Origin of the sequence: Pseudomonas sp. P7548 (assembly GCF_013386585.1) — a bacterium.
Taxonomy (GTDB): domain Bacteria; phylum Pseudomonadota; class Gammaproteobacteria; order Pseudomonadales; family Pseudomonadaceae; genus Aquipseudomonas.
In genome coordinates this window covers 1-26,706 of the sequence record NZ_JACARO010000067.1, presented here as the reverse complement: position 1 = coordinate 26,706, position 26,706 = coordinate 1, and the positions used below count along the sequence as shown (strand labels likewise).

Annotated in this window: 24 protein-coding genes and 1 pseudogene; 5 read left to right on the top strand and 20 right to left on the bottom strand. The window is 63.2% G+C overall.

What is annotated here, in order from left to right; genetic code table 11:
- Positions 1 to 79: 79 nt before the first annotated feature.
- The 12 genes from HX803_RS24285 to HX803_RS24230 form a co-directional block, all read right to left on the bottom strand.
- A complete protein-coding gene (locus HX803_RS24285) occupies positions 80 to 1,486 on the bottom strand; it encodes an amidase (RefSeq protein WP_178924188.1) in 1,407 nt (468 codons plus the stop codon).
- A complete protein-coding gene (locus HX803_RS24280; protein ID WP_178924187.1) occupies positions 1,483 to 2,751 on the bottom strand; it encodes a Zn-dependent hydrolase in 1,269 nt (422 codons plus the stop codon). The genes HX803_RS24285 and HX803_RS24280 overlap by 4 nt, the downstream gene beginning before the upstream one ends.
- Positions 2,752 to 2,764: 13 nt before the next feature.
- Positions 2,765 to 3,460, bottom strand: a complete 696-nt coding sequence (locus HX803_RS24275) for an ABC transporter ATP-binding protein (protein ID WP_105522648.1) — start codon at positions 3,458 to 3,460, stop codon at positions 2,765 to 2,767.
- Entirely contained in the window at positions 3,460 to 4,209 is a 750-nt protein-coding gene (locus tag HX803_RS24270; protein ID WP_010209301.1) for an ABC transporter ATP-binding protein, read from the bottom strand. Before HX803_RS24270 ends, HX803_RS24275 begins: the two co-directional genes overlap by 1 nt.
- Positions 4,206 to 5,216, bottom strand: a complete 1,011-nt coding sequence (locus tag HX803_RS24265; RefSeq protein ID WP_178924185.1) for a branched-chain amino acid ABC transporter permease — start codon at positions 5,214 to 5,216, stop codon at positions 4,206 to 4,208. Before HX803_RS24265 ends, HX803_RS24270 begins: the two co-directional genes overlap by 4 nt.
- Position 5,217: 1 nt before the next feature.
- Positions 5,218 to 6,078 carry a branched-chain amino acid ABC transporter permease gene (locus HX803_RS24260; protein WP_176998951.1) on the bottom strand — a complete coding sequence of 287 codons (861 nt, stop codon included), beginning with the start codon at positions 6,076 to 6,078 and terminating at the stop codon, positions 5,218 to 5,220.
- A 57-nt stretch (positions 6,079 to 6,135) separates the two neighbouring features.
- Positions 6,136 to 7,338, bottom strand: a complete 1,203-nt coding sequence (locus HX803_RS24255) for an ABC transporter substrate-binding protein (protein ID WP_178924183.1) — start codon at positions 7,336 to 7,338, stop codon at positions 6,136 to 6,138.
- Between the two features lie 244 nt (positions 7,339 to 7,582).
- Entirely contained in the window at positions 7,583 to 8,350 is a 768-nt protein-coding gene (locus HX803_RS24250; protein ID WP_178924181.1) for a FadR/GntR family transcriptional regulator, read from the bottom strand.
- Between the two features lie 116 nt (positions 8,351 to 8,466).
- On the bottom strand, positions 8,467 to 9,228 hold the full coding sequence (locus HX803_RS24245; protein ID WP_178924179.1) for an alpha/beta hydrolase: 762 nt from the start codon (positions 9,226 to 9,228) through the stop codon (positions 8,467 to 8,469).
- 107 nt (positions 9,229 to 9,335) lie between these two features.
- The gene (locus HX803_RS24240) at positions 9,336 to 10,748 is read right to left on the bottom strand and encodes an efflux transporter outer membrane subunit (RefSeq protein WP_178924177.1); all 1,413 of its coding nucleotides are present in this window, start codon (positions 10,746 to 10,748) and stop codon (positions 9,336 to 9,338) included.
- Complete coding sequence (locus HX803_RS24235; RefSeq protein ID WP_178924175.1) at positions 10,741 to 12,711, bottom strand: MacB family efflux pump subunit; 1,971 nt, start codon at positions 12,709 to 12,711, stop codon at positions 10,741 to 10,743. Before HX803_RS24235 ends, HX803_RS24240 begins: the two co-directional genes overlap by 8 nt.
- Position 12,712: 1 nt before the next feature.
- Complete coding sequence (locus HX803_RS24230) at positions 12,713 to 13,885, bottom strand: efflux RND transporter periplasmic adaptor subunit (RefSeq protein ID WP_178924173.1); 1,173 nt, start codon at positions 13,883 to 13,885, stop codon at positions 12,713 to 12,715.
- Positions 13,886 to 14,144: 259 nt separating this feature from the next.
- Between HX803_RS24230 and HX803_RS24225 the strand changes: the two genes are divergently transcribed.
- The 4 genes and pseudogenes from HX803_RS24225 (at position 14,145) to HX803_RS24210 (ending at position 18,283) form a co-directional block, all read left to right on the top strand.
- Positions 14,145 to 14,627 (top strand): sigma-70 family RNA polymerase sigma factor, encoded by a 483-nt coding sequence (locus HX803_RS24225; protein ID WP_178924171.1) that lies wholly within the window; start codon positions 14,145 to 14,147, stop codon positions 14,625 to 14,627.
- Positions 14,628 to 14,748: 121 nt separating this feature from the next.
- Complete coding sequence (locus HX803_RS24220) at positions 14,749 to 16,086, top strand: lysine N(6)-hydroxylase/L-ornithine N(5)-oxygenase family protein (protein ID WP_178924169.1); 1,338 nt, start codon at positions 14,749 to 14,751, stop codon at positions 16,084 to 16,086.
- 147 nt (positions 16,087 to 16,233) lie between these two features.
- Positions 16,234 to 17,453, top strand: a pseudogene (locus HX803_RS24215) (putative DNA modification/repair radical SAM protein).
- Positions 17,450 to 18,283 (top strand): TIGR03915 family putative DNA repair protein, encoded by an 834-nt coding sequence (locus HX803_RS24210; RefSeq protein ID WP_178924166.1) that lies wholly within the window; start codon positions 17,450 to 17,452, stop codon positions 18,281 to 18,283. The pseudogene HX803_RS24215 and the gene HX803_RS24210 overlap by 4 nt, the downstream one beginning before the upstream one ends.
- 35 nt (positions 18,284 to 18,318) lie before the next feature.
- Here the strand turns inward: HX803_RS24210 and HX803_RS24205 are convergent, their stop codons facing one another.
- The 7 genes from HX803_RS24205 to ctlX form a co-directional block, all read right to left on the bottom strand.
- Positions 18,319 to 18,816, bottom strand: a complete 498-nt coding sequence (locus HX803_RS24205; protein ID WP_071487193.1) for an Lrp/AsnC family transcriptional regulator — start codon at positions 18,814 to 18,816, stop codon at positions 18,319 to 18,321.
- 4 nt (positions 18,817 to 18,820) lie between these two features.
- Entirely contained in the window at positions 18,821 to 19,651 is an 831-nt protein-coding gene (locus HX803_RS24200; protein ID WP_178924164.1) for an ABC transporter ATP-binding protein, read from the bottom strand.
- A 3-nt stretch (positions 19,652 to 19,654) separates the two neighbouring features.
- Complete coding sequence (locus HX803_RS24195; RefSeq protein ID WP_178924163.1) at positions 19,655 to 20,368, bottom strand: ABC transporter permease; 714 nt, start codon at positions 20,366 to 20,368, stop codon at positions 19,655 to 19,657.
- Positions 20,365 to 21,066 carry an ABC transporter permease gene (locus tag HX803_RS24190; protein ID WP_178924161.1) on the bottom strand — a complete coding sequence of 234 codons (702 nt, stop codon included), beginning with the start codon at positions 21,064 to 21,066 and terminating at the stop codon, positions 20,365 to 20,367. Before HX803_RS24190 ends, HX803_RS24195 begins: the two co-directional genes overlap by 4 nt.
- A 178-nt stretch (positions 21,067 to 21,244) precedes the next feature.
- Positions 21,245 to 22,024 carry an ABC transporter substrate-binding protein gene (locus HX803_RS24185; RefSeq protein WP_178924159.1) on the bottom strand — a complete coding sequence of 260 codons (780 nt, stop codon included), beginning with the start codon at positions 22,022 to 22,024 and terminating at the stop codon, positions 21,245 to 21,247.
- Between the two features lie 225 nt (positions 22,025 to 22,249).
- On the bottom strand, positions 22,250 to 23,296 hold the full coding sequence (locus tag HX803_RS24180; RefSeq protein WP_178924157.1) for an ornithine cyclodeaminase: 1,047 nt from the start codon (positions 23,294 to 23,296) through the stop codon (positions 22,250 to 22,252).
- Positions 23,297 to 23,312: 16 nt separating this feature from the next.
- Complete coding sequence (gene ctlX / locus HX803_RS24175) at positions 23,313 to 24,239, bottom strand: citrulline utilization hydrolase CtlX (protein ID WP_178924155.1); 927 nt, start codon at positions 24,237 to 24,239, stop codon at positions 23,313 to 23,315.
- 285 nt (positions 24,240 to 24,524) lie between these two features.
- Between ctlX and HX803_RS24170 the strand changes: the two genes are divergently transcribed.
- Entirely contained in the window at positions 24,525 to 25,418 is an 894-nt protein-coding gene (locus HX803_RS24170) for a GNAT family acetyltransferase (protein WP_178924154.1), read from the top strand.
- Positions 25,419 to 25,558: 140 nt separating this feature from the next.
- Here HX803_RS24170 and HX803_RS24165 read toward each other — a convergent pair whose 3' ends face one another.
- Positions 25,559 to 26,578 carry a branched-chain amino acid aminotransferase gene (locus HX803_RS24165; RefSeq protein WP_178924152.1) on the bottom strand — a complete coding sequence of 340 codons (1,020 nt, stop codon included), beginning with the start codon at positions 26,576 to 26,578 and terminating at the stop codon, positions 25,559 to 25,561.
- Positions 26,579 to 26,706 lie beyond the last annotated feature (128 nt).

Here is a 26,706-nt window from a genome sequence, read left to right as displayed (position 1 = left end):
GCGTGTTTGACGGGGCGCCTGAGATCAAAAGCAAGATCAAGATCAAGAGCGGCTCGCTTCGCATCGTGGTTGGCGGGGTCTACAGTGTTTTGGTGATTGGGGCTTGTAAGTGCTTTGTGGGGAATGCTTTTGCATAGACCTGGCACACCCTTAACACCTGCTCATCGGCAAACCGCGCGCCGACCACGTGCAAGCCCACCGGCAGGCCATTCGCTGCCAAACCGCAGGGTACCGAGGCGGCCGGTTGTTGCGTCAAGTTGAAGGGGTAGGTGAACGGCGTCCATTCCATCCAGGCCTGCATGCCCGAACCGGGCGGTACGTTATGCCCGGCCTCGAACGCAGTGATCGGCATCATCGGCGAGACCAGCACGTCGTAGTGCTCATGGAACGCCGCCATGCGCGCCACCAACGCGGCGCGGGCTTCAAGGGCGGCGTTGAAGTCATCCAGGCTCAAGCGTTCGCCCTGTTGCGCGATGCTCAGTAGCCCAGGGTCGAGCAGCTGTTTCTGCGCCTCGCTCATGGGCCCGGTGAGGCGTGCGGCACCGGCCGCCCACAGGGTGTTGAACACCTCCAGCGGGTCGCTGAAGCCCGGGTCGATCTCTTCCACGTGCGCGCCCAGTTGCACCAGGCCCTGCACGGCCCGGGCGACGACGCTGGCCACCTGCGGGTCGACGTCTACATACCCGAACGTGGGACTGTAGGCCACGCGCAAGCCTTTGAGGTCCGTGCCCGGGGTGAGCCAGGGCGTGGTCCTGGGCGCACCGATCAGGCCATCCCGTGCATCAGGTTGCGCGACGGTCTGCAGCATCAGCACGGTGTCTTCCACGGTGCGGGTCATCGGCCCCAGGTGAGACAGGATTGTCATCGAACTGGCCGGCCATTGCGGCACATAACCGAAGGTCGGCTTGATGCCGAAGGTGCCGGTAAACGCGCAGGGAATCCGGATCGAGCCGCCCGCATCGCTGCCCTGGTGCAGCACGCCAAGGTTCAAGGCCGCCGCCGCGCCGGCACCGCCCGAGGAACCGCCGGCCGTGGTGCGGGTGTCCCACGGGTTGCGGGTGATGCCATACAGCGGGTTGTCGGTGACGCCCTTCCAGCCGAATTCCGGGGTGGTGGTCTTGCCCAGCAGCACGGCGCCGGCCTTGCGCATCAAGGCTGAAAAGGGTGCGTCCACGTCCCACGGCCCTTCGGCGGATGAGGTGCGTGAGCCTTTGCGGGTGGGCATGCCGACCGTCAGGGTCAGGTCCTTGATCGACGCGGGTACACCGTCCAGCGCGCCGCACGGCTGGCCCTTCAGCCAGCGTTGTTCCGAAGCGCGCGCGGCGTTCAGTGCGCCTTGCGGGTCGACATGGCAGTAGGCATTCACCACCGGGTTGTAGCGTTCGATGCGCAGCAGCGCATCTTCGGTGACTTCTACCGGCGACAAGGTCTTGTCGCGAAAATGCGCCAGCAGTTGCAGCGCCGTCAGTTGGCCGATCTCACTCATGCCACATCCCCCTGGGCCGCGTTGACCATGGCGCGCAGCAGCACCGCGCAGCCTGCCGCCAGGTCGTCCGGCGCGGCGTTTTCGATTTCGTTATGGCTGATGCCGCCTTCGCACGGCACAAAGATCATCCCGGCCGGGCCCAGTTCGGCAACGAAAATTGCGTCGTGCCCGGCGCCGCTGACGATGTCCATGTGGCTCAAGCCCAGGGCCTGGGCGCCTTCGCGCACAGCGTTGACACACGCCGGGGCGAAGTCCAGCGGTGGAAAGTCGGCCGTCGGCGTCAGCTCAAAGCTCAAGCCGTGTCGCTGGGCGGTGGCTTCGATCACGCCGCGCACCTCATCGACCATGGCGTGCAGCTTGTCGGCGTGCAGGTGGCGCAGGTCGATCGTCATCTGCACCTGGCCGGGAATCACGTTGCGCGAACCCGGGTGCAGGCTCAGGCAACCGACCGTGCCGCAGGCATGGGGTTGTTGCTGGTGCGCGATGCGGTTGACCGCACTGACCACCTCGGCGGCGCCCACCAGGGCGTCCTTGCGCAGGTGCATCGGCGTCGGCCCGGCGTGGGCTTCGACACCGGTGAAGGTCAGGTCGAACCACTTCTGGCCCAGACAGCCCATGACCACGCCGATGGTGGTAGCCTGGTCTTCCAGTACCGGGCCTTGTTCGATGTGTGCTTCGAAATACGCACCCACCGGATGGCCAAGCACGGCGCGGGTGCCCGCATAGCCGATGCGCTGCAATTCGGCGCCCACCGACAGGCCCTGGTCATCGACTTTGTCGAGGGTGTCCTGCAAGTCGAACTTACCGGCAAACACCCCGGAGCCCATCATGCAGGGCGGAAAACGCGAGCCTTCTTCGTTGGTCCACACCACCACTTCAATGGGCGCTTCGGTCTCGATGTTCAAATCGTTGAGGGTACGGATCACCTCCAATCCGGCCATCACCCCGTAGCAGCCGTCGAACTTGCCGCCGGTGGGTTGGGTGTCGATATGGCTGCCGGTCATCACCGGGGGCAGGGCGGGGTTGCGCCCGGCACGGCGCGCAAAGATATTGCCGATGGCGTCGACACTGACGCTGCAGCCAGCCGCCTCGCACCATTGCACAAACAGGTCGCGGGCCTGGCGGTCGAGGTCGGTCAGGGCCAGGCGACACACGCCGCCCTTGACGGTGGCACCGAGCTGGGCCAGGTCCATCAGCGATTGCCACAAACGGTCGCGGTTGATCAGCGGGGCGTTGCTCTGGAGCGGTTGCGCAAAACTATTCATCTGCATTCTCCGGTCAGGCACTCAGGGCCAAATAGCGATTCTTGATACTCGGGTCGGCGCGGAAGTCAGCGGCGCTGCCCTCGTACACCACGCGGCCTTGTTCGAGCACGTAATGGCGGTCGGCGAGCTTGTCGCAGACCATCAGGTTCTGTTCCACCAGCAGCACGGGCAGGCCATCGTCCTTGACCTTGCGCAAGATTTTCACCAACTCGTCGACGATCACCGGGGCCAGGCCTTCGGTGGGCTCGTCAAGGATCAGCAGCTTGGGATCGTTGAGCAGGGCGCGGGCGATGGCGAGCATCTGCTGCTCGCCACCCGACAATGCGTGGCCGGCATTTTTGCGCCGCTCCTTGAGGCGCGGGAACATGGCGTACACGTCTTCAAGCTGCCAGCGGCTGGTCTTGCGCGCAGCAATGCGCAGGTTCTCTTCGACGGTGAGCAGGCGGAAAATCCCGCGATTTTCCGGCACCAGCGCCAGGCCCTGGCGGGCGATTTCAAAGATCTTCTGCCCCACCAATGCCTGGCCGTTGAAATGGATCTGGCCCTGGCGCGGGCAGATGATGCCGAGGATGCTGCGCAGGGTAGTGGTCTTGCCAGCGCCGTTGCGCCCTAGCAGAGTGACCAGTTCGCCGGGGTTGACGGTCAGCGACACGCCTTCGAGCACATGGCTCTTGTCGTAGTAGGAATGAATGTTTTCGACGATCAGCATCAGGCAGCCTCCCCAAGGTATGCAGTGCGCACACGTTCATCGGCGCGCACGAATTCCGGCGTGCCTTCCACCAGGATCTGGCCGTGGCTCATCACCGTGATGCGTTGGCTGATGGACATGACAATGCTCATGTTGTGTTCGATCAGCAGCACCGTGTGGTCGCGGCCGAGGTCGCTGATCAGTTGGGTCATGATCGGGATGTCGTCGATGCCCATGCCCGAGGTGGGTTCATCCAGCATCAACAGTTTGGGCTTGGAGCAGATCGACATGCCCACCTCCAGCACCCGTTGCTGGCCGTGGGACAACTCGCCGGCCAGGGTGTCGGCGCGGGCGGTGAGTTGCAGGCGCTCCAGCACTTGGTCGGCCATCTCCAGGTGTTCGCGCTTGCTGTCGACACGGCGCCAGAAGTTCAGCGCACGGGCACCGTCGCGGCCTTGGGCGGCCAGGCGCAGGTTTTCGCGCACGCTGAGGTTCTGGAACAGGCTGGTGAGCTGGAACGAGCGCGCCATGCCCAGGCCGACGCGGCCATGGGCGGGTTTGCGCATGAGGTTCTTGCCGTCGAAATGAATCGCCCCGGCCGTGGCCTGGCGTTCGCCGGTCAGGCAGTGGAACAGGCTGGTCTTGCCCGCGCCGTTGGGCCCGATGATGGTGTGGATAGTGCCGGCCTCGACCTTGAGGTTCACACCGTTCACCGCATGGAAGGCGCCATAGGCCAGTTCCAGGTCTTTGGTTTCCAGCAGGATGCTCATAGCCCTTCCTCCTTGGCGACAACGGCGGCCTTGCGGCTGCCGCGCACCTTTTCGAACAGCGACGCGAGGCCGCCCCACAAACCACCCCGCATGAAGATCACCACCAGGATCAGGATCACCCCCAGCAGCATCAGCCAGCGTGGCCACAGGTCGGAGAGGAAATCCCCGAGCAGCACGATGGAGCCTGCGCCCAGCAGCGAACCGAACAATGAGCCGGTGCCGCCGACGATGGTCATGATCAGGATGTTCTCGGACATCGCCAAGTCGATGTTCGACAGCGGCACAAAGTGCAGCAGCATCGCGTACAGCGCGCCGGCAATCCCGGTGACGGCGCCGGACAGCACAAACACCAGGATTTTGAAGTGGCGGGTGTCGTAGCCGATGGCCGAGGCGCGGGTTTCGTTTTCACGGATCGCCATCAGCGTGCTGCCGAACGGCGAGGCGATCACCCGGCGCGCGCCGATGAAAATCAGCAGGAACAGCACCGCGACAAAGGCGTAGAAGGCGCGGGCGTCGCCGAGCGACAGCAGCACCGTTTCACCGACACGGATCTCCGGGCGCGGCACGCTGAGCAGGCCGTTGTCGCCACCGGTCCAGTCGCTGAGGGTGTAGGCGACGAAGTAGGCCATCTGGCTGAACGCCAGGGTCAGCATCACAAAGTAGATGCCGGTACGCCGGATCGCCAGGGCACCCACCAGCAAGGCCAGGAAGCCACCGGCCACGGCGGCGCCGAGCAGGGCGGCGAACAACCCCAGTTGCAGGTGCAGCATCAGCAACGCGGCGCAGTAGGCGCCCGCGCCGAAGAAGATGCCTTGGCCGAACGACAGCAGCCCGGTGTAACCCAGCAGCAGGTTGCAGGCCAGGGCGGCCATGGCAAAGATCAGGATCTCGGTGGCCAGGGTCGCCGAAGGCAAGATCAACGGCAGCCCAATCAGCACCGCCAACACCCACAGCAACATCGCGCGCGATTGCGTCTTGGCAAACGGCAGGGGATTTTTCTCGCTCATGTCAGGCTCTCCCGAACAGGCCGTAAGGACGCACCAGAATCACCACGGCCATCGCGCCGTAGATCATCAGGCTCGCGCCCTGGGGCCAGAGTGTGGTCATCAGGCTTTGCACCACGCCCACCAGCAACCCGCCGACCAGCGCACCGCTGAACGAGCCCATGCCGCCGATCACCACCACCACGAAGGCCACGCCCAGGATCTCCGGGCCGACAAAGGGCTGGGCGCCGCGCAACGGGGCGAACAGCACGCCCGCAACGCCGGCCAGGGCAACACCGAGGGCGAACGTCATGGAGAACAGACGAAAGATATTGGTGCCCAGCAACGACACGGTTTCAGTGCTTTCACTGCCGGCGCGCACCAGGGCGCCGAAGCGCGTACGTTCCAGCAGCAGCCACAGGCCCAGGCCGACCAGGCCGGAGAAACCGATCAGGAACAGGCGGTAGTGCGGGTACACGAAGTCGCCCACCACCAGCACGCCGCGCAGCAATTGAGGTACCGCAACGCTTTTGCCCACCGGGCCCCAGATCATCACGCTGGCTTCCTGGATGATCAGCGCGATCCCCAGGGTCACCAGGATCTGGAACATGTGCGGCAAGTGATAGATGCGCTGGATCAACAGTCGCTCGATCACCCAGGCCAACGCGGCCACCACCAGCGGCGCGATCAGCAGCGCCAGCCAGAAGTTGCCGGTGAGGCTGACGGCGGTGTAGCAGATGTAGGCACCCAGCAGGAAGAACGCGCCGTGGGCAAAGTTGACGAAGTTGAGCAGGCCGAAAATGATGGTCAGCCCGACGGCGATCAGGAAATAGATCATTCCCAACCCCAAGCCGTTGAGTATCTGGAACAGGTAAAGATTAAGCATGCAGGCACCCTCGGCAGGAAGCTGCTCACGCAGCCCTGCTGTGCAATGTTCAGGGGATCAGGCGAGCGTGCAGCCGGTGGCTTCCACGGGCGGGAACGACTGGCCGGCGCTGAGTACCTTGGCCAGGTCATCCTTGTCGGCCATGTCGCTGGCGGCTTTGCCGATGAGCAGGTAGTAGTCCTTGATCACCTGGTGATCGCCGGCGCGGATCGACTCCTTGCCGGTCGGGCCTTCGAAGCTCAGGCCTTGCATGGCCTTGGCCACGGTGGGGCCGTCGAAGCTGCCCGTCGATATGATGGTGTCGAGCATGACCTTGGTGCTGATGTAGTCAGCGGCCAGCGGGTAGGTGGGGTTGATGCCGTATTTGGCCTGGGTCAGCTTGACCAGCTCGCGGTTGAGCGGGGTGTCGACCTGATGCCAGTACTGCGCGCCGAGGTACACGCCTTCGAGTACATCGCTGCCCAGTTCCTGGAATTGATCGAGGCCCGCGGACCATACCAGCAGCACTTTCATGCGTTCCTTGATGCCGAAGTTCACCGCCTGGCGCAGGGTGTTGGACGACTGGCTGCCGAAGTTGAGCAGCACCAGCACATCGGGCTTGGCGGCGATGGCGTTGGTCAGGTAGCCGGAGAATTCCTGTTCCTGCAGCGAGTGGTAGCTGTTGCCGATGTGCTCCAGGCCGTTTTCCTTGAGTACATTCTTGGCGCCTTCGAGCAGCGCTTCGCCGAACACGTATTGCGGGGTGATGGTGTACCAGCGCTTGGCGTCCGGCAGCAGCTTGATCAGCGGCACCATGGTTTCGCGGATCGCGCCGTAGGTGGGCACCGACCAGCGGAAGGTCGCGTGGTTGCAATCCTTGCCGGTGACTTCATCGGCGCCCACCGGGGTCATGAACACACCGCCGACCTTGTCCACTTCCTTGGCCACGGCCAGCGCCGAGGACGACAGGGTGCAGCCCTGGAAGAACCGTGCGCCGTCCTGCTGGATGGCTTCCTGCACCTTGCGCACCGCCTTGCCGGCGTTGCCTTCGGTGTCGATGACCTTGTAGTTCAACGGGCGGCCGAGCACTTCGGGGTGTTGGCCCACTGCCAGGCGTGAACCCATGTCGGCAAACTTGCCATAGCTGGCAAAGGCGCCAGACATGGACTTGAGGCCGTAGAAGGTAAAAGGCTCGGCGGCGAATGCCGACCGCACGCTCAGCGGAAGGCTGAGGGCCGCGGCGGCGGTAAGACTGGCTTTCAATAACGTACGACGCTGCATGGGGTGACTCCCTGGTTTAGTTATTGGCAGGAGCGGCAAGGGCGATACGGTGGAGCAAGGGCCTGTGGGCAGGCCTGTTATTGGATGGGGTGAAACGGTTTGACGGTTTGATCCGGGTCGAAATGTAGGAGCTGGCTTGTGGGGGAGCTGGCTTGCCTGCGATGCAGACACCTCGGTCCTCCAGTTACACCGAGTCGATGCCATCGCAGGCAAGCCAGCTCCCACATTGGGTCCGTGGTGTTTTTTAAGAGTGATCAAACTCCAGCAGAAAGTGCGGGCTGACCTCGCCTTCAAGGGCGGTCATGTGGTGTTCGGCATCGCACATGTGTTCGTGCATCAGGCTGCGCACCGCGCTTTCGTCCCCGGCGCGAAAGGCGATCAGCAACTGCTTGTGGTAGTCGAGGTTGGCCGCATCGAACTGTTTGCGCTTGGGCTTGTAGGCTTTTTTCAGCACCACCAGGTCGCGCAGCAGGTCGTTGAGAAATTGCGCCATGAAACTCAGCAGCGGGTTGGGGCAGGCCTTGGCCAGCAGGTTGTGGAACTCCAGTTCCGCCAGGCGTTGTTCGCGTTGGCCGGCTTCGCTGTCTTCCGGTGCGCTGCAGAAATCCACGTTGTCCTGCAGGGCCTGGTAGTCGTCCTCGCTCAGGCGCCCGAGCACCGACACCGCCAGTTCCACCTCGATGACTTTGCGCAGTTGGTACACCTGCTCGCCGTCCAGGTGCTGGAAGTGCAGGTAATTGCGCAACGCTCGGCTGGCCGGCTCGGTGCCGGCCTGGTTCAAGTACGCGCCGCCGCTGGGGCCGGTGCGGGTGCTTACCAGGCCTTCGACTTCCAGGGCCTTGAGCGCTTCGCGTGCCGAACCCTTGGAGCACTGGAAGCTTTCCATCAACTCACGTTCGGTGGGCAAACGGTCACCGGGCTTCAAGGCGTCGGTGACGATGGAGCGCTTGACCGACTCGACAATCACATCGGACAGCTTCTGGCGTTTGCGTTTCAGCGGGCGGCTTAGCATGGGTTCGATTTATCGTATTAATGCGGATAAATAGCACTTAATAACGGTTGAGCCGTCAGGTCAACGCAGGGTGTCGTTTTCGGTGGCAAGGGGTCGCAAATGCGTTATGGCGGGTGTCATTCCCACTGGCCGCTGTCGACACAACGTGCTGAAGGCGGCGGTTGTTTTCCATACATCAGGAAGTCGCCCAACCACCGTTCGACGCAGCCGTTGGCGAGCTTGCTCGGGGCGGGCGGCGCCTTGAGCAACAGGTGCTCGATACCCGATGTGATGGGGTCACCGTGGCTGGCATTGACCAGCACCATGCGCGCAACACGCTCCGGAAACAGCGCGCCATAGCGGCTGCCGAGCCGGGTGGCGTCAGCATTGCCGACAAAGTTGAGGCGTGCCTCGCCCAATTGTGTGCGCACAAACTCCATGTCCAACGCCGCTTGCTCGACGCCTTGGGCCTGGCGCAAATCACGCGGGGTGAGTTCGATCACGTCGTAAAGGTTGGTCAGTGCGCGGTAAGCCGGTGTGGCGTAGGACTCCCAGCGGCTGGCGAGCTGGAGGGCGAAAGGCGTGTTTTTGCCATGGTGTGGTTCGCCGGACTGGGCGAACACGACGCCCTCGCGGTTCAACGGCTGGCGGGCGCCGACACGGGTCAGCACCAGGCGTACGCGGCCGCGCGCAGGGGCTGCGTGGTCGCGGGGTACGCTCACCACGCCGCATTGCGTGCGTTCCAGCACTTCCGGGTCCAGCCGGGCAACGGCGGGCAGCGGACAGTCCAGCAGCCAGTCAATGGCGGTGGGTGGGATCAGCGGCTCGGCCAGGGACGGGGCGGCGATGAGCCCGATCAACCACCAGGCCAGGCGAGTCACGCGAACACTGGGTTTCATCAAAAGGTCCTGGGCTGCCGTGTGAGAGCGGCTTTTTTACCAAGGACCCCAGGTTGAATAATGTAGGTTGATAAAACGACTTCAGTAGGAAGCCAGACTTTTGTTTATCAGATTTCGGTTTTCCAGCCGCCGCCCAATGCTTTGTACAAGGCAATGCTGGCCTGCAGTCGCGACAGTCGCAGCTGCACGTTCAAATCCTGCGCGGCGTACAGGGTGCGCTGGGTTTCCAGCACCGTCAGCAAGTCCTCGGCCCCCGCCTGGTAGCGGCTTTCGGCGATCTGGAAGGCGGTCTGGGCCTGCTCCAGTTCCTCGGCTTGCCACTGACGCTGCTGGTCCAGGCGCGTGATGCTGCTCAGGGCTTTTTCGACGTCGGCAAAGCCGTTGATGATTGCCCCGCGATAGGTCTGCAGCAGCTCATCCTGGCGGGCGCTGGCCTTGTCGCGTTCAGCACTTAAACGCCCATGGTTGAAGATCGGTGCCACCAGCCCTGAGGTCAGGTTGTAGAACGGGCTGCGCAGGATGTCTTCGGCCTTGTACGACCCCGACCCCACGGTGGCGCCCAGGGTGACCGTGGGCAACATGGCCGCCCGGGCCACGGTGACGTCGGCACGGGCGGCCGCCAATTGCGCTTCGGCCTGGGCCAGGTCGGGGCGGCGGCTCAGCAATTGGCTCGGCACGCCCGCGCCGATAGACGGCCAGTTGAGCGCCTGGAACCCTTCGTTGCCCAGGTCCAGGGCCTGCACCGGCTGGCCGAGGAGGGCAGCGAGGGTGATCCGGGATTCTTCCGCCACTTGCTGGATCAGCGGCAGTTGCCGTTGCTGGCTGGCGACCAGGCTTTTCTGCTGGGCCAGTTCCAGGGCGGTGGCGGAGCCGGCGGTGTAGCGGGTTTGTACCAGGTCCAGCACGTTGCGCGCATTCGCCAGGTTCAGCTCGGCGATCTGTTGGCGCTGGCGTGCGGCCAGGGTTTGCGCGTAGCGGTCGGCGACGTTGCTGAGCAGGGTCAGCTCCACGGTGGCCTGGTCGAATTCACTGGCCCGCAGGCTTTGCAGGGCGCTGTCCCGTGCGGCGGCGCGTCCGCCCCAGAAGTCCACCTCGTAACTGGCGGTGAGGTTGGCGCCGAAGCTGTCGACGGTGTTGTTGCTTTCGGTGGCGTCCAGGGCCGAACTGCCGCTGCCGCGCAGCAGTTTTTCACGGCTGGCGGTGAGGTTGAGCTTCACCTCGGGCAACAGCGGCGCACCGGCGATCACCGCGCTGGCCTGGGCCTGGCGCACCCGGGCCATGGCGGCGGCCACGTCGTAACTGTCGCGGCGGGCCTGGTCGATCAGGCGGTTGAGTGACGCGCTGCCAAATTGCGTCCACCAGCGGCGGTTGAGCGCCTGGGCGGCATCCCGTTCGGCGTATTGCCAGGTGGCGGGCGGTGCGATACCGCTGTCGACGGCGGGCGGGTTGCCGGTGCAGGCGTTGAGCAACAGGCACAGGCTGAGCACGGACAGGGGCGGTGCGATGGATCGTTTATTCACTGGTCAACGCCTTAACCGGATCGAGCCGGGCAGCTTTACGGGCCGGCATGAAGCCGAATACGACACCGGTGACCAGCGCACAGCCAAACGCGCCCAGCACCGCCACCAGGGAAAACTGCACCGCCACTTCGGCCAGTACCAGCACGCCGCCCACCAGCAGCGCCAGGGCGATGCCGAACAGGCCGCCGACCACCGAAAGCATCACTGCCTCAGTGAGAAATTGGCGCAGGATGTCGCGCTGGCGCGCCCCAGTGGCCATGCGGATACCGATTTCACGGGTACGTTCGCGCACGGTCATCAGCATGATGTTCATCACGCCGATCCCGCCCACCAACAGGGAGATGGCTGCGATCGAACCGAGCATCAGCGACAGGGTGTTCTGGGTGCGCGCCTCGGCCTGGATCATCGCGGCGTTGTTGGTCAGGTGGTAGTCGTCCTTGCCGTGGTGCAAGCGCTTGAGCAACTGGTCGATGGCCTGTTCGGCGTCGTGTACCCGGCTGGCGTCGGCGGCGGCAATCACCACGTATTCCGGGTTGTAGCTACCGAACAGGCGGATGCTCGCGGCGGAGTAGGGGATGGCGATGCGGTCGTCGCTGTCTTTGTTGCCGGAGCTGGAACCCTTTTCCTGCAGCACGCCGATCACCTGGAAGGGCACGTTCTCGATCAGGATGTATTGGCCGATGGGGTTGACCAGCCCCTTGAACAGTTTGTCGCGTACCCGCGCGCCGATGACCGCCACGGTGGCGGCGTTGCGCTCGTCGGCTTCGGTGAAGTAGCTGCCTTCCACCACGGGCCAGTTGAAAATAGTCGGAAAGTTGGTGTCGTTGCCGCCGACGTACGCCATGTAGTCGATATTGCCGAAGCGCACACCGGCCTCGGCGCCGTTGACCGGCATGATCCGCTTGACCTGCGGCAGCGTGGCCAGGGCCGCCACGTCCTGCGGGGTGATGATGCCCAGCGGCGTGCGCGGGTTGGGCGACGAGCCGCTGACGTACAGGATGTTGGAGCCGAACGCGCCCATTTGTGCCATCACCTGGCGCTTGCTGCCTTCGCCCACCGCCAGCATCACCACCACCGACGCGACACCGATGATGATGCCGAGCAACGTCAGGGCGGTGCGGAAGCGGTTGATCCACATCACCCGCCAGGCCGCGCGCACCGCGTCAAGCAGTTCCGCTTTCCAGGCGCCGTTGTGTTCGGCACCGTCGGCCAGGCGCTGGCGCAGGTCCACGGCTTGCAGGGCGCCCGCCGCGAGGGCAGGGGCGGCGTTGCTGTCATCGGCCGAGTCGCTGATGATCAGGCCGTCGCGGATCTCGATGATGCGATTGGCCCGCGCGGCCACATCGCGGTCGTGGGTGATCAGGATGACCACGTGACCCTGGCTCGCCAGTTCGTCGAGCAAGGTCATGACTTCGGCGCCACTGTGGCTGTCGAGGGCGCCGGTGGGTTCGTCCGCGAGGATGATATGCCCGCCGTTCATCAATGCCCGGGCAATCGATACCCGTTGCTGCTGGCCACCGGAAAGCTGGTGCGGGCGGTTGCCGGTGCGCTCGGCCAGCCCCAGGCGAGTGAGCAGGGCGCTGGCACGGGCATGGCGTTCGGTGGCGCTGATGCCGGCATAGATCGCGGGCATTTCGACGTTTTCCTGGGCGGAACCGGAGGGGATCAGGTGATACCCCTGGAACACAAATCCGAAGGCTTCGCGGCGCAGCCAGGCCAGGGCGTCGGTGTCGAGGTGGGCGACGTTTTCGCCGGCGAACAGGTACTCGCCTTCGGTGGGCCGGTCGAGGCAACCGAGGATATTCATCAAGGTGGACTTGCCGGAGCCGGAAGCACCGACGATGGCAACGAACTCCCCGGCGTGGATCGACAGGTCGATGCCGCGCAATACATCGACCTGCGGGCTGTCGCCGCCGCCGTAGGATTTACGGATGTGCTTGAGTTCGATCAGGGGCGTGGTCAAGTCAACCCCCGCTGCCGTCGGCCGGGCCGATCAGCAGGTGATCGCCTTCGTTCAGGCCGCCCAGCACCTGCACCCGCAGGCGGTCGCTGATGCCCAGGTGAACTTCGCGGTCTTCGATGGCGCCGTTTTTCGCCACGACCCGGGCGATTTGCTTGTCGCCAGTGGGCATGCCTTGCAGGGCGGCAACCGGCACCGTGAGGGCGTCCTTGACTTGGCTGGCGACGAAAAATACCTGGGTGGTCATTTCGGCCATCAGTGCATTATCGGCGTTGTCCACATCCAGCAGCACGGTGTACAGCACCACGCGGCCGCTGCCGCTTTTGCTCGAACTGCTCGGGCTGCCGCTGCCTTGGCTGGTCTCGTTGAGCGGCTTGGGCGGGATCGGCAGGATCTGGCGCACGGTGCTGGTCCAGCGCCGGCTGCTACCGGCGAGGGTGGTGAAATAGGCGCTCATGCCGGGCTTGACGTGGCCGATGTCGGCTTCGGAGACCTCGGCCCACACGGTCATCGGCGACAGCTTGGCGATGCGCAGGATCAAGGGGGTCTGCTGCTGGGCGTTGAGGGTCTGGCCGACCCGCGCGTCCACCGCGACCACGGTGCCGGCCATGGGCGCGAAAATCCGTGTGTAGCCCAGTTCGGCTTCGTCACTGCGCAGGCTGGCCTGGGCCTGGCGGATCTGCGCCTGGAACATGTCGACCCGCGCCTGGGTGGCACTCAGTTCGGCCTTGGCGGTCTGCACGTCTTCTTCGCGGGTGGCGTTGCCGGCGGCCAGGCGTTGCTGGCGCTGGTACTTCTGGCGCGCCAGTTCGTGCTGGGCCTTCTGTTCCTGCAACTGGGCCTTGAGGTTCTCGATGGCGTAGCGGCTGGCGTCAAGCTTGGCCTTTTGCGTGGACGGGTCGATCTCCACCAGCAGTTGGCCTTCCTTGACCTGGTCGCCGGCCTCGACGTGGATCTTCTGGATCTGCCCGGACGCCTGGGCGCCTACGTCCACATATCGACGCGGTTGCAGGGTGCCCAGGGCGGTCACGCTGTTTTCGATATTGCCGCGGGTGACGGTGACCGTGACCAGGTTGTCGCGGCCCGACGGCAGCACCTGCCAGGCGGCAACCGCAATGATGGGGATCAGGCACGCCACAACAAGCAGGGCGCGTCGGGCAGGTCGAGGGCGTTTCATGCTTAGGTTCCAGCAATGGAAGTTCGGGGCGCAGTTGCGCAGAGCTGACAGTTAAACGATGGAAAAGCGTGGGGATTTAGGCTGTTACACAAGCAGTTACAGGTCTTTTCAGTAAAAAAAATCGCGTGTGGGTGTGAGACTTCTTTAAAAGTAGATGAGAATTACTATAAATTGCACACACTCAAACTGCCATCATCGATGGGCTGTCTTCTTTAGCACTCAAGGATCTGATGCCGTCTCCACCGGGCGGCCGGGAGTCATGTTGGAAAACTACTATCGCGAGCTGGTGTGTTTCCTCAACGCCAAGCTGGGCAACCGTCAGGTCGCCGAGGATGTGGTGCATGACGCTTATGTCCGGGTGCTCGAGCGCTCCAGTGACACGCCGATCGAGCAGCCCCGCGCGTTTCTGTACCGCACCGCACTCAACCTGGTGATCGACGGCCATCGGCGCAACGCCCTGCGCCAGGCTGAACCTTTGGACGTGCTCGACAGCGAAGAGCGCTTCGCCGCTTGCTCGCCCCACACCAGCCACGACCAGGGCCAGCGTCTGGAGATGCTTGAACGCGCCCTGGCCGAGTTGCCTGCGGTCTGTCGCGACAGCTTCCTGTTGCGCAAGCTCGACGGCCTGTCCCACCTACAGATCGCTGAACGCCTGTGCATTTCCCGCAGCCTCGTGGAAAAACACATCGTCAACGCCATGAAGCACTGCCGAGTGCGCATGCGCGAGTGGGAAGCGCACTGATCGGCGAGTTAGTTAAATTTTATTTCACTGTCCTCGTTTCCTATCAACACACGGCCTGTTGTTCAGGCCTTGAAGGTATTCCCGCCCCAATCGCCAAGGGGCTTATCCAGAGGACACTGGAATGACACAGGCAATTGCTTCGCCCGCGGTTCACGACCTGATCGGTATCGGTTTCGGCCCTTCGAACCTGGCGCTGGCCATCGCCCTGCAGGAGCGTGAAAAGGCCCAGGGCAAACTGGACGTGCTGTTTCTCGACAAGCAGGCCGACTACCGCTGGCACGGCAATACCCTGGTGACCCAGAGCGAATTGCAGATCTCGTTCCTCAAGGACCTGGTCACCTTGCGCAACCCCACCAGCCCTTATTCCTTCGTCAACTACCTCAAGGCCCACGACCGCCTGGTGGACTTCATCAACTTGGGCACCTTCTACCCCTGCCGCATGGAGTACAACGACTACCTGCGCTGGGTTGCCGGGCAGTTCCAGGACCAGGCCCGCTATGGCGAGGAAGTGCTGGCCATCGAGCCGATCCTGCACCAGCAACAGGTGGAAGCCTTGCGCGTGATTTCCCGCGATGCCCTGGGCGAACAGCATGTGCGCACCACCCGCTCGGTGGTGGTCAGCGCCGGGGGCACGCCGCGCATTCCCGAAGCCTTCAAGGCCCTCAAGGATGACGGCCGAGTGTTCCACCACTCCCAATACCTGGCACGCATGGCCACCCAGCCGTGTGTCGACGGCAAGGCGATGCGCATCGCGATCATCGGCGGCGGCCAGAGCGCGGCCGAGGCCTTTATCGATCTGAATGACAGCTTCCCGTCGGTGCAGGTCGACATGATCCTGCGCGGTTCGGCGCTCAAGCCGGCCGATGACAGCCCATTCGTCAATGAAGTCTTCTCGCCGGCCTTTACCGACCTGGTGTTCCAGCAGGTGGGTGCCGAGCGTGAGCGCCTGGTCGCCGAGTACCAGAACACCAACTATTCGGTGGTGGACCTGGACCTGATCGAGCGCATCTATGGCATTTTCTATCGCCAGAAAGTTTCCGGCATTGCCCGCCAGGCCTTCCGCACCATGACCGTGGTCGAGAAAGCCAGCGCCGGCCCGCTGGGCATCGAACTGGCCCTGCGCAACAACGCCACCGGCGAAACCAGCGTGAGCCACTACGACGCCGTGGTGTTGGCCACCGGTTACGAGCGCCAGATGCACCGCGAACTGCTGGCGCCGCTGGAAGCCTACATGGGCGACTTCGAAGTGGCGCGCGACTACCGCATCGTCACCGACGAGCGCTGCAAGGCGGGCATCTACATCCAGGGCTTCAGCCAGGCCAGCCACGGCCTGAGCGACACCTTGCTGTCGGTGCTGCCGATCCGCGCGGATGAGATCGCCGCGTCGCTGTTCGAGCACGACCGTAGCCGTGGCAAGGGGCGCTCGGTGCAGGATCTACTGCTCGCTACGGCCAGCTGATATTTGGTTGCTATTACCTAACCCCTTGTAGGCGCCCGGCTTGTCGAATCGTCGCCGGCAAGCCGGGCTCCTACAGGTCGTCATTCCAGGCTGGCATTTGCGGGGGCTCGCTGATACTGTACAAAAAACCAGTATCGGTAGCCCTCCATGCAATTGATCGAAAAACTCAGCATCCTTGCCGACGCCGCCAAGTACGACGCTTCGTGCGCCAGCAGTGGTGCGCCCAAGCGCAGTTCCGAGGGCAAAGCGGGGCTGGGTTCCACCGATGGCATGGGCATCTGCCACAGCTACACGCCCGACGGGCGCTGCGTCTCGCTGCTCAAGGTGCTGCTCACCAACTTCTGTCTCTACGACTGCCAATACTGCGTCAACCGCCGCTCCAGCGACGTGCCCCGTGCACGCTTCAGCCCGGAGGAGGTGGTCACCCTGACCCTGGATTTCTACCGGCGCAATTGCGTCAGCGGGCTGTTTCTCAGTTCCGGCATCATCCGCTCGTCCGACTACACCATGGAACAACTGGTGTAGTCGCGAAACTGTTGCGCGAAGAGCACGACTTTCGTGGCTACATCCACCTCAAGACCATTCCTGACGCCGACCCGGCACTGATCGCCGAAGCGGGGCGTTATGCCGACCGCCTGAGCGTGAACATCGAGTTGCCCACCGAGGCCAGCCTGCAGACCCTGGCGCCGGAAAAAAAGATCGTGTCGATCAAGCAGGCCATGCAGACCATCTACACCGGCGAGCAAACGGTGCGCAACGAACCGCGTGCCCCGCGGTTTGCCCCGGCCGGGCAGAGCACCCAATTGATCGTGGGTGCCGACGACACCGACGACAGCACCATCCTCCACGGTGCCGAGGCGCTGTACGGCAACTTCAAGTTGCGCCGGGTGTATTACTCGGCGTTCAGTCCCATCCCCAACAGCCCCAAAAGCGTGCCCCTGGCCGCGCCGCCACTGATGCGCGAGCACCGTTTGTACCAGGCCGATTTCCTGCTGCGCAGCTACGGGTTCAGTGCCAATGAACTGTTCGAAGGCCCCGGCCACCTGGCCCTGGACATCGACCCCAAGCTGGCCTGGGCGCTGGAACACCGTGAAGTCTTCCCGCTGGACCTGAACCGTGCCGAGCCCACCTTGATCGCCCGTATTCCAGGCATTGGCCTGCGCACCACCCAGCGCCTGGTCGACCTGCGCCGCGAACGCAAGATCCGTTTCGAAGACCTGGCCCGCATGCGCTGTGTATTGGCCAAGGCCAAGCCGTTTTTCATCACCAGCGACTACCACCCGCAACAGGCCGACAGCACCAGCGTGCTGCTGCGCGAACAACTGCGCGACCGTCCGCAGCCGCAGCAAATGGGCTTGTGGGGATGATCAGCCTGGAATGCGACAACCTGTTCAGCACGTGGCGCGACCAGGCGCGCTGGCTGCTCAGCCATCAGGTGGACCCCAGCCAGGTCAGTTGGGGGGAAGTGCAGGCGGCGGACCTGTTTGCCACTGATGAGCCCATCCCCGCCGGGCTCGGGCCGTTCCAGACGCGGGTGCCCAAGGCACTGCTGGAGTTGCTGGAGTCCGCCGCCTGCTACCACGGCGACCAGCGCTGGAGCCTGTTGTATGAAGTGCTGTGGCGCGTCAGCCATGGCGACCGCACTGCGATGTTGGCCGGTGACAAGCTGGGCAGTGAATTGCAGCGGCGTATCAAGCAGGTGAGTCGCGAAGCGCACCACTTGCATGCGTTTGTACGGTTTGTCGCGCTGCCAGCCGAGGCGGGCCCTGAGTTACCGGAATACGTGGCATGGCATGAGCCGGCGCACGACATCCTCAAGTCTGCCAGCCAGCATTTTGTCGGGCGCATGGGGCGCCACCGCTGGATGATCGCCACGCCGCTGGACGGGGTGTATTACGACGGCGAACAGATGATTCACCAGCGCAAGTGCCCCGAAGCTTGGCAGCAATTGGCGCAGAACATCGAGGACCCCCACAGTGACATGTGGCTGACCTACTACAGCCACATCTTCAACCCGGCGCGCTTGAACCCCAAGGTCATGGAAGGGCATTTGCCCAGCCGGTTCTGGAAGAATTTGCCGGAGGGCAAGTTGATCCCGGGGTTGATCACCGAGGCGCGGATGGGCAAACAGAAAGATGGCCAGGCCACGTTGATTGGCGCCAAGCCTGGCAAAAAAATCGCAAGTGGGCACGGTTAGAAATGTGGGATCTCCATTGTTTTGGAGGGTGGGTTTCAGGTCAGCTCGGTGGCAGTGTTCTTGACCACCGCCAACTCCGGATGCGCCACCAACTTGTCAATGTGCAATTCGTCATTGTTCAACCAGGTCTCCGTCAGCACCCGGTAGTGCTCCATGTCGCGGCAGCGCATGCGCAGGCTGTAGTCGAACGGCCCGCTGATCAACTGGCACTCGAACACCTGCGGGCAGGCCTTGACGCACGCCTCGAAGGCTTTTTGCGCCGAGCGCCCGCTCTGGTTGGACAAGGCCACCAACACCAATAGCGACAACCCGGGCGAGACCATCTGCACGTCGATGATCGCGCCATACCCGCGAATCACCCCGCGCCGCTCCAGTTTGCGCACCCGTTCCAGGCACGGCCTGGGGGTCAGGTGCACCAGCGACGAAAGCTTTTCGTAGGTGATACGCCCCTGGTGGCGCAGCACGTCGATGATCGCCTCATCGATGCGATCCAGCGCAGGGGAGGAGTGGGGTCCGTTGGCCTTGGTATCCATGAGTTCACTTCAAACGGTTGGAAAGAAATTGCTGCAAGCGCTCGCTGCCGGGGTGGTCGAGGATCGCGGCGTTGCCTTGTTCCTCGACCCGGCCCTGATGCAGGAACAGCACTTGGCTGGACACCTGGCGGGCAAAGCCCATCTCGTGGGTGACCATCAGCATGGTACGACCTTCCTCGGCCAACGTCTGTATGACTTTGAGAACTTCTCCTACAAGTTCTGGGTCCAGCGCTGACGTCGGTTCATCGAACAGGATGATCTCCGGCTCCATTGCCAGGGCGCGGGCAATCGCCACCCGCTGCTGTTGGCCCCCCGACAGGAACGCCGGGTATTGGTCCGCCACGCGGCCGGGCAAACCCACCTTGTCGAGGTACAGGCGCGCGCGTTGTTCCGCCTCGGCGGCGCTCACGCCCAACACCCGGCGCGGAGCCATGGTGATGTTTTCCAGCACAGTCATGTGGCTCCACAGGTTGAAATGCTGGAACACCATGGCCAGGCGCGTGCGCAGGTTCTGCAGTTGGGCCTGATGCGGCGCGCGGGTCCCGGCGCGGCCTTGCTGCATTTCAATGCTGATGCCGTCCAGGGTGATCACCCCGGCATCGGGTTGTTCAAGAAAGTTGATGCAGCGCAGCATCGTGCTTTTGCCGGAACCGCTGGCGCCGATCAGGCTGATCACATCGCCTTGGCGTGCGTTCAGCGACACGCCCTTGAGCACCTCGTGCTCGCCGTAGCGTTTGTGGATGCCCTCGACTTGCAGCTTGATCGCTGCGGTGGCGGGTGTGGCAACGGGGAGGTCGACGGGATAAGCGGCCAGGGCCTGCGCGGACTGATTCATGGGTTAGCCTCGGGTAGGAACAAGAAAACGCATCCAGCGACGTTCGGCCAGTCGAAACAGGCCCACCAGTGCAAAGGACAGCAGCATGTACAGCAGGGCGGCGATACCGAAGGCCTGGAACGTCAGGAACGTCTCGGCATTCGCATCGCGGGCCACCTTGAGGATGTCGGCGACGGTGGCGGTAAACGCCAGTGAAGTGGCGTGCAGCATCAGGATCATTTCGTTGCTGTAGGCCGGCAACGCACGGCGCAGCGCGGCCGGTACCACCACAAACAGGTTCAGGCGCCAGCCGTGCAGGCCATAAGCGCGCGCCGCTTCGATTTCGCCGTGGGGGATATTGCGGATCGCTCCGGCGAAGATCTCCACGGTGTAGGCGCAGGTGTTCAGCACAAAGGCCAGCAGCGTGCAGTTCAACGCATTGCGGAAAAACTGGTTGAGCAGGACGTTGTCCTGCACCAGTTCCAGGCTGTACAGCCCGGTGTAGCAGATCAGCAATTGGATATACAGCGGCGTGCCGCGAAACAGGTAGGTGTAGACCTCCACCGGCCAGCGCAGCCAGAAGTGCGGCGAGACGCGGGCCAAGGCCAAGGGGATCGACAGGCAGAACCCCAGGACCACCGAAACAATGAACAGCCACAAGGTCATGGCAACGCCTGACAACCCTGCGCCATCGCTGAACAAGTAAGCCAGGCCGTATTGCTGGAACAGTTCGATCATCGCGCCATCCCCTTGATGCCCAGGTTGTAGCGCCGCTCCAGGCGCTTGAAAATGCGATTGGAGAGGGTGGTGATCACCAGGTACACCAGGCCCGCAAGGATCAGGAAATACAGCGGTTCATTGGTGCTCTTGCCGGCGTTCTGCGCCGCCTTGACCAGGTCCGACAGGCCGATGATCGACACCAGCGCCGTGGACTTGAGCAGCACCAGCCAGTTGTTGCCCAGGCCCGGCAGGGCGAAGCGCATCAACTGCGGGAACAGCACCAGGTGAAAACGCTGCCAGCGGCTCAGGCCATAGGCGGTGGCGGCTTCCAGCTGGCCGGCGGGTACACTGAGGATCGCCCCACGGAAGTTCTCGGTGAAATACGCGCCGTAGATAAAGCCCAGGGTCACGACGCCAGCGGTGAAAGGGTCGATTTCAAAGTAGTCCCAGCCGAACGTTTCGCTCAGGTCGTTGAGCCACAATTGCAGGCTGTAGAAAATCAGCAGGATCAGCACCAGGTCCGGCACGCTGCGGATCAGCGTGGTGTACAGGGTGGCCGGCACCCGCAGCCATTTCACGCTGGACAGCTTGGCACCCGCGGCGATCAGCCCCAGGGCAAGGCTCAGGGCCAGCGCGAGGAACGCCAGCTTGAGCGTCATCCAGGCACCGTGGGCGAGCATCGGGCCGTAGCCTTGCAAGTTGAGGAGTTCGTTCATGGTGGGTATCTCTCAAGGACGCAGACGACCTTTGTAGGAGCCGGCTTGCTGTGGCGAGGGAGCTTGCTCCCGCTCGACAGCGCAGCTGGAGTCGGCTTTTTTGGGGCTGCTTCGCACCCCAGCAGGAGCAAGCTCCCTCGCCACAAAAGCCGGCTCCTACAGGGGTGAGGCGTTGGGATCACTCGTTGTAGATGTCTTGATCGCCGAAGTACTTCTTCTGGATCTGCGCGTAGGTGCCATCGGCTTGCACGGCGGCGATGCCCTTGTTGATCAGCGCGCGCAATGCCTGGTCGTTCTTGCGCAGGCCCATCGCAATGTCCAGGGGCAAGGTCGGGTCCTTGAAGGCGGGGCCGGTCTTGTAGTCGGCGCCTTCAGGCTTGGACAGGAAGTTGAGCTGGGCTTCGAGCTTGTCGGTCAGGGTGGCGTCGAGGCGGCCGTTTTGCAGGTCGGCGTAGTTCTGCTCCTGGGACTGGTACGCCTTGATCTGCGCCCCCAGCTTGGCCAGGTGGGCACGGGCGTAGGCTTCTTGCAGCGAGCCTTGCAGCACGCCCACTTGTTTGCCTTTCAACGATTCCGGCGTGTCACCGAAGTCAGCGCTCTTGCGGGTGATCACCGAGGTCGGGCTGAGGAACAGGCGGTCGCTGAAGTCGATGACTTTTTCCCGCGCCGGGGTCACGGCCATGGACGACATGATCGCGTCGAACTTGCGTGCCCGCAGGGCCGGGATCATGCCGTCGAATTCGTTGTGCACCCAGGTGCACTTGACCTCAAGCTTGGCGCAGATCGCGTTGCCCAGCTCGATATCGAAGCCTTGCAGGCTGCCGTCGGCGGCCACGGATTCGAAGGGTGGGTATTCGGGGAATACGCCGAAGCGGATTTCTTTCCAATCCTGGGCGTGAGCGGCGCTGGCGCAGAGTGGCAACAGCAACGCGGCGAAGAGTGATCGCAGTGGAGTCATGGGTTGTCCCTATATGTTGTAATTGATGTCAGGGCATTGAATCGCTGGGCACAGAGAATGCTTCATGATGGTGCGTTTTTTGTGTCGTTTACCCCGTGCATAAAGCGCGAATTGCGCTGTTAAACTGTGCAATGCAGCGGAATCGGCTGCTGCACGTGCTGAATCGGCTTTTTGTCGGTTGAATTCTGGCCGGCCCTGGTCGCAAAGGGGCAGGCCAGAGCGGTCTCAGGCGCGCTTTTTGTGCTGTGCGCGGGGCTGTTGGGCCAGTCGTGCGAACAAATCTTTCGGATCGGCCAGCGCCGGCACCAGCTCCAGGGTGCTGCCCACGTCCAGCGCTTTGGCCACGTCCAGCACATAGCGCAGGGCCGAGTAGTCTTCGATGGCAAACCCCACCGAGTCGAACAGGGTGACCTGGCGTGCGTTCTCGCGGCCGGGCTGCTGGCCATTGATGACTTGCCACAATTCGGTCACCGGTGAGTCTTCCGGCATGTGCTGGATTTCACCTTCGATGCGGCTTTGCGGTTCGTATTCGACGATCACCCGGGCGCGTTCGACGATACGTCGGTCCAGCTCGGTCTTGCCCGGGCAGTCACCGCCCACGGCGTTGAGGTGCATGCCGGGTTCGATCATCTCGTCGGTGAGGATGGTGGCGTAGGCCTTGTCGGCCGTGACGGTGGTGACGATATCGGCGCCCTTGACCGCCTCGGCCACGCTGCCGGCGAGGATCACCTTGATGGCCGGGAAGGCCTTGAGGTTGGCGGCCAGCTTGGCGGTGGCCTTGGCGTCGATATCGAACAGGCGGATCTCATTGATGCCGAGCATGGCGTGGAAGGCCAGCGCCTGGAATTCACTTTGCGAGCCATTGCCGATCAACGCCATGCTGCGGCTGTTGTCACGGGCCAGGTACCGGGCGACCAGGGCCGAGGTGGCGGCGGTGCGGATCGCGGTGGTCAGGGTCATTTCTGCCAGCAGCACCGGTTCGCCGGTGTCCACATCGCCCAGGGCACCGAAGGCCATCACGGTGAGCATGCCGGCCAGGGTGTTTTTCGGGTGGCCGTTGACGTACTTGAAGGCGTACAGCGAGGCGTCCGACACCGGCATCAACTCGATCACGCCGTCCGGCGAATGGTTCGCCAGGCGTGCGCATTTCTCGAAATCCTGCCAGCGCAGGTAGTCGGCGCGGATGTACTCGGCCATCTCGATGATGCAGGTCTGCAGGCCTTTTTGCGAGACCAGGTAGCTGAGGTCGTTGACGTCGATATAGCGGGTCATGGCAAGACTCCTTGATTTATTGGAAGGTGGCGCGGACGGGCAGGTGCACTTCCGCCAGCATGCAGCGGGCACTGCCGCCGCCGATGCGTTCGATGTTGTCGATGTTCACCACCACTGGGCGGGTGTGGCGCTCCACGTGCTGGCGCTGCGCGGGCTGCAGGGCGCCCCAGGCGCTGGCGGACATCACCAGCAGTGGCTGGCCGTCGCGGTCGTGGACTTCAAGCATGTTGCCGGCGAAGGCTTCGAGCTGGTCGAAGTCCAGGCCGAGGATGTCTTTGCCGGTGTCGCGCAGGGAGCGTTCCAGGGTCAGGCGCTCGCTGTCGTCAGGCAGGGCCTGCAGGCACACCACCGAGAGGTCGCGGCCGACGCTCATCATCACGTTGCTGTGATAGATCGGTGCGTGATGGCGGTCGACGGCGTGGAACACGCAGAGCTGGTAGTCGAGGCGTTCGGCGAACTGACGCAGGGCGTCGTGGTGGGTGCGCCCGGAGTGGCAGGCGTAACTGATGCGGTGTTGGCGGTCGAGCACCATGCTGCCGGTGCCTTCGAGAAAGATGTTCTGTTGTTCCAGGTGGCTCAGGTCAATGGTGCTGTTGATCGCAAAGCGTTGCTCCAGCACCTGCAGCACGCCTTTGTGGCGTTCCAGTCGTCGGTTCTGGCCTTCCATCGGGTACAGCACCAGGCTGCCGTCGGCGTGACTGCTCCACCAGTTGTTGGGGAAGATCGAGTCAGGGGTGTGGGGGGCCGGCGTGTCTTGCACCACCAACACTTCCACGCCGTGGCTGCGCAGGGTGTCGACATAGCCGTCGAACTCTTCCAGCGCTTTCTGCTGTGCACTGAGCGGGTCCTGGGGCGGGCGCTGGAAACGGTTGTTGATCGCGGTGTCCGGGTTGAAGGCAAAGCGCGCCGGGCGAATCATCAAGACGGTGTTGGTGGTTTGCATGGGTGCACGAATCCATGAGGTTGAGCTGTGCGCTTATTTTGTGGCTTGTGCCGGATGAATCCCGGCTGAAACAGTGGGGCGGTTCAGCCGGTAAAGCTGAAAAGGGCAGTGGCGCAGCCGAATCGGCTGTCGATCTGAAATGCTTTCAAATGTGGGAGCTGGCTTGCCTGCGATAGCGGTGTATCAGCAACAGATGCTTCGACTGACAGACCGCTATCGCAGGCAAGCCAGCTCCCACATTAGTATGGGGATGGTTTTGATATCTGTTTCTGCAAGGAGCCCTGCATGTCGACTGCCGTTCGTCTCGCCCAACCCACCGATGCTGAAGGCATCAGCCAGGTCATCCTGGCCGCCCTGCACAGCAGCAATGCGCGGGATTACCCGGCCGAGGTGATCGCCCGCGTCGCGAGCAACTTCACGCCTGACGCGGTATTGGCGTTGCTCACGCGGCGGCTGGTGCTGGTGGCGGTGCAGGGCCAGGCGATCGTGGCCACGGCCGCCCTGGACAGCAACGTGGTGCGCTCGGTGTTCGTCAATCCCGATTTGCAGGGGCAGGGCATTGGCCGCCTGTTGATGATCGAGCTCGAACTGCGCGCCCGTGAAGCCGGGGTGACGGTGCTGAGTGTGCCGTCATCGCTGACCGCCGAGCCGTTCTACACCAAGCTGGGGTTTCACACCGTGCGCGACGTGTACCACGGCAATGAGCGCACGCTGGTGATGGAAAAGGCGCTGTCGTCCCGCCATCCCATCGGCCCGTATCGCGACCGACAGCACCGTACGCAGGTGGTGGCGTTGTGGCAGGAGGCGTTTGGCTATGACACCGCCCACAACCTGCCGAGCCTGGCGATCGACAAGAAGCTGGCGGTCAACGATGGGCTGTTCTTTGTGGCGACGGATAAAAAGGCCGTGATCGGCACGATACTCGCCGGGTACGACGGTCATCGTGGCTGGTTGTATTCGGTGGCGGTGCACGCCGATTATCGGCGCCAGGGGCTGGGCGGCTCACTGGTGCGGCATGCGGAGAAGGCACTGATTGCGCTGGGCTGCATGAAGATCAACCTGCAGATCACCAGTGGCAATGAGGCGGTGGTGGGGTTCTATGGAGCGCTGGGGTATGGGGTGGAGCCGAGGATCAGCATGGGCAAGAAGATTGCCCAGAACATTCCGGCCCAACCTTGAGAACACTGAAAACAAATGTGGGAGCTGGCTTGCCTGCGATGGCGGTGTGTCAGTCACTGTAAATGTTGACTGATACACCGCCATCGCACGCAAGCCAGCTCCCACATGGTTTTGTGGTGTTGCCGCTTGGAACGCTGGGCTTAGACCTTGACGATCCAACCCGCTGGCGCTTCAACGTCGCCGGTCTGCACGCCGGTCAGCTCTTTGTAGAGCTTCTGGGTGATTGGACCCACTTCGGTCTCGCTGTGGAACACGTGCAGCTTGCCGTTGTACTGGATGCCGCCGATTGGCGAGATCACCGCAGCCGTACCGCAAGCGCCGGCTTCCTTGAACTGGTCCAGTTTGTCGATGAACACTTCGCCCTCGACCACTTCCAGGCCCAGGCGGGTCTGGGCCAGTTCGATCAGCGACAGGCGGGTGATGCCTGGCAGCACCGAAGGCGACTTCGGCGTGATGAACTTATTGTCGTGGGTGATCCCGAAGAAGTTGGCCGAACCGACTTCTTCGATTTTCGAGTGGGTCATCGGGTCCAGGTAGATCGCGTCGGCGAAACCGGATTTCTTCGCTTCTGAGCCCGGCATCAGGCTGGCGGCGTAGTTGCCACCGACCTTGGCGGCACCGGTGCCCTGTGGCGCAGCGCGGTCGAAGCTGGAGATCTGGAAGTTGTGCGGCACCAGGCCGCCCTTGAAGTAGGCGCCAACCGGGATCGCAAACACCGAGAAGATGAATTCCGGTGCGGTGCGCACGCCGATGTTGTCACCGGTGCCGATCACGAACGGGCGCAGGTACAGCGCGCCGCCACTGCCGTACGGCGGGATGAAGCGCTCGTTGGCCGCGACCACTTTTTTGCAGGCGTCGATGAAGTCTTCGGTCGACACGTGCGGCATCAGCAGGCGGGCGCAGCTGCGCTGCATGCGGGCGGCGTTCTGGTCCGGGCGGAACAGGTTGATCGAACCGTCCTTGCAACGGTAGGCCTTGAGGCCTTCGAAGCACTGCTGGCCATAGTGCAGGGCGGTGGAGCCCTCGCTGATGTGCAGCACATTGTCGTCGGTCAGGGTGCCTTCTTGCCATTCGCCGTTTTTCCAGACCTGGAGAAACCGCTTGTCGGTCTTGATGTAGTCAAAACCCAGCTTGTCCCAATTGATGCTTTCGTTACCCATGACACCCTCTATCTCTGGTCAACCGCCTGGTCGAAGGCAGGCTTGTCGGTTTTTTTCTGGATGGGCGCAACAATACTTCATTCTGGCTTTATGTGGGAGCGGGCTTGCTCGCGAAAGCGGTGTGTCAG

Bases quoted from the DNA above. Each gene is read 5' to 3' on its own strand.
- HX803_RS24285 (WP_178924188.1), bottom strand. From the start codon at position 1,486: ATGAGTGAGATCGGCCAACTGACGGCGCTGCAACTGCTGGCGCATTTT.
- HX803_RS24280 (WP_178924187.1), bottom strand. From the start codon at position 2,751: ATGAATAGTTTTGCGCAACCGCTCCAGAGCAACGCCCCGCTGATCAAC.
- HX803_RS24275 (WP_105522648.1), bottom strand. From the start codon at position 3,460: ATGCTGATCGTCGAAAACATTCATTCCTACTACGACAAGAGCCATGTG.
- HX803_RS24270 (WP_010209301.1), bottom strand. From the start codon at position 4,209: ATGAGCATCCTGCTGGAAACCAAAGACCTGGAACTGGCCTATGGCGCC.
- HX803_RS24265 (WP_178924185.1), bottom strand. From the start codon at position 5,216: ATGAGCGAGAAAAATCCCCTGCCGTTTGCCAAGACGCAATCGCGCGCG.
- HX803_RS24260 (WP_176998951.1), bottom strand. From the start codon at position 6,078: ATGCTTAATCTTTACCTGTTCCAGATACTCAACGGCTTGGGGTTGGGA.
- HX803_RS24255 (WP_178924183.1), bottom strand. From the start codon at position 7,338: ATGCAGCGTCGTACGTTATTGAAAGCCAGTCTTACCGCCGCCGCGGCC.
- HX803_RS24250 (WP_178924181.1), bottom strand. From the start codon at position 8,350: ATGCTAAGCCGCCCGCTGAAACGCAAACGCCAGAAGCTGTCCGATGTG.
- HX803_RS24245 (WP_178924179.1), bottom strand. From the start codon at position 9,228: ATGAAACCCAGTGTTCGCGTGACTCGCCTGGCCTGGTGGTTGATCGGG.
- HX803_RS24230 (WP_178924173.1), bottom strand. From the start codon at position 13,885: ATGAAACGCCCTCGACCTGCCCGACGCGCCCTGCTTGTTGTGGCGTGC.
- HX803_RS24225 (WP_178924171.1), top strand. From the start codon at position 14,145: ATGTTGGAAAACTACTATCGCGAGCTGGTGTGTTTCCTCAACGCCAAG.
- HX803_RS24220 (WP_178924169.1), top strand. From the start codon at position 14,749: ATGACACAGGCAATTGCTTCGCCCGCGGTTCACGACCTGATCGGTATC.
- HX803_RS24210 (WP_178924166.1), top strand. From the start codon at position 17,450: ATGATCAGCCTGGAATGCGACAACCTGTTCAGCACGTGGCGCGACCAG.
- HX803_RS24205 (WP_071487193.1), bottom strand. From the start codon at position 18,816: ATGGATACCAAGGCCAACGGACCCCACTCCTCCCCTGCGCTGGATCGC.
- HX803_RS24200 (WP_178924164.1), bottom strand. From the start codon at position 19,651: ATGAATCAGTCCGCGCAGGCCCTGGCCGCTTATCCCGTCGACCTCCCC.
- HX803_RS24195 (WP_178924163.1), bottom strand. From the start codon at position 20,368: ATGATCGAACTGTTCCAGCAATACGGCCTGGCTTACTTGTTCAGCGAT.
- HX803_RS24190 (WP_178924161.1), bottom strand. From the start codon at position 21,066: ATGAACGAACTCCTCAACTTGCAAGGCTACGGCCCGATGCTCGCCCAC.
- HX803_RS24185 (WP_178924159.1), bottom strand. From the start codon at position 22,024: ATGACTCCACTGCGATCACTCTTCGCCGCGTTGCTGTTGCCACTCTGC.
- HX803_RS24180 (WP_178924157.1), bottom strand. From the start codon at position 23,296: ATGACCCGCTATATCGACGTCAACGACCTCAGCTACCTGGTCTCGCAA.
- ctlX (WP_178924155.1), bottom strand. From the start codon at position 24,239: ATGCAAACCACCAACACCGTCTTGATGATTCGCCCGGCGCGCTTTGCC.
- HX803_RS24170 (WP_178924154.1), top strand. From the start codon at position 24,525: ATGTCGACTGCCGTTCGTCTCGCCCAACCCACCGATGCTGAAGGCATC.
- HX803_RS24165 (WP_178924152.1), bottom strand. From the start codon at position 26,578: ATGGGTAACGAAAGCATCAATTGGGACAAGCTGGGTTTTGACTACATC.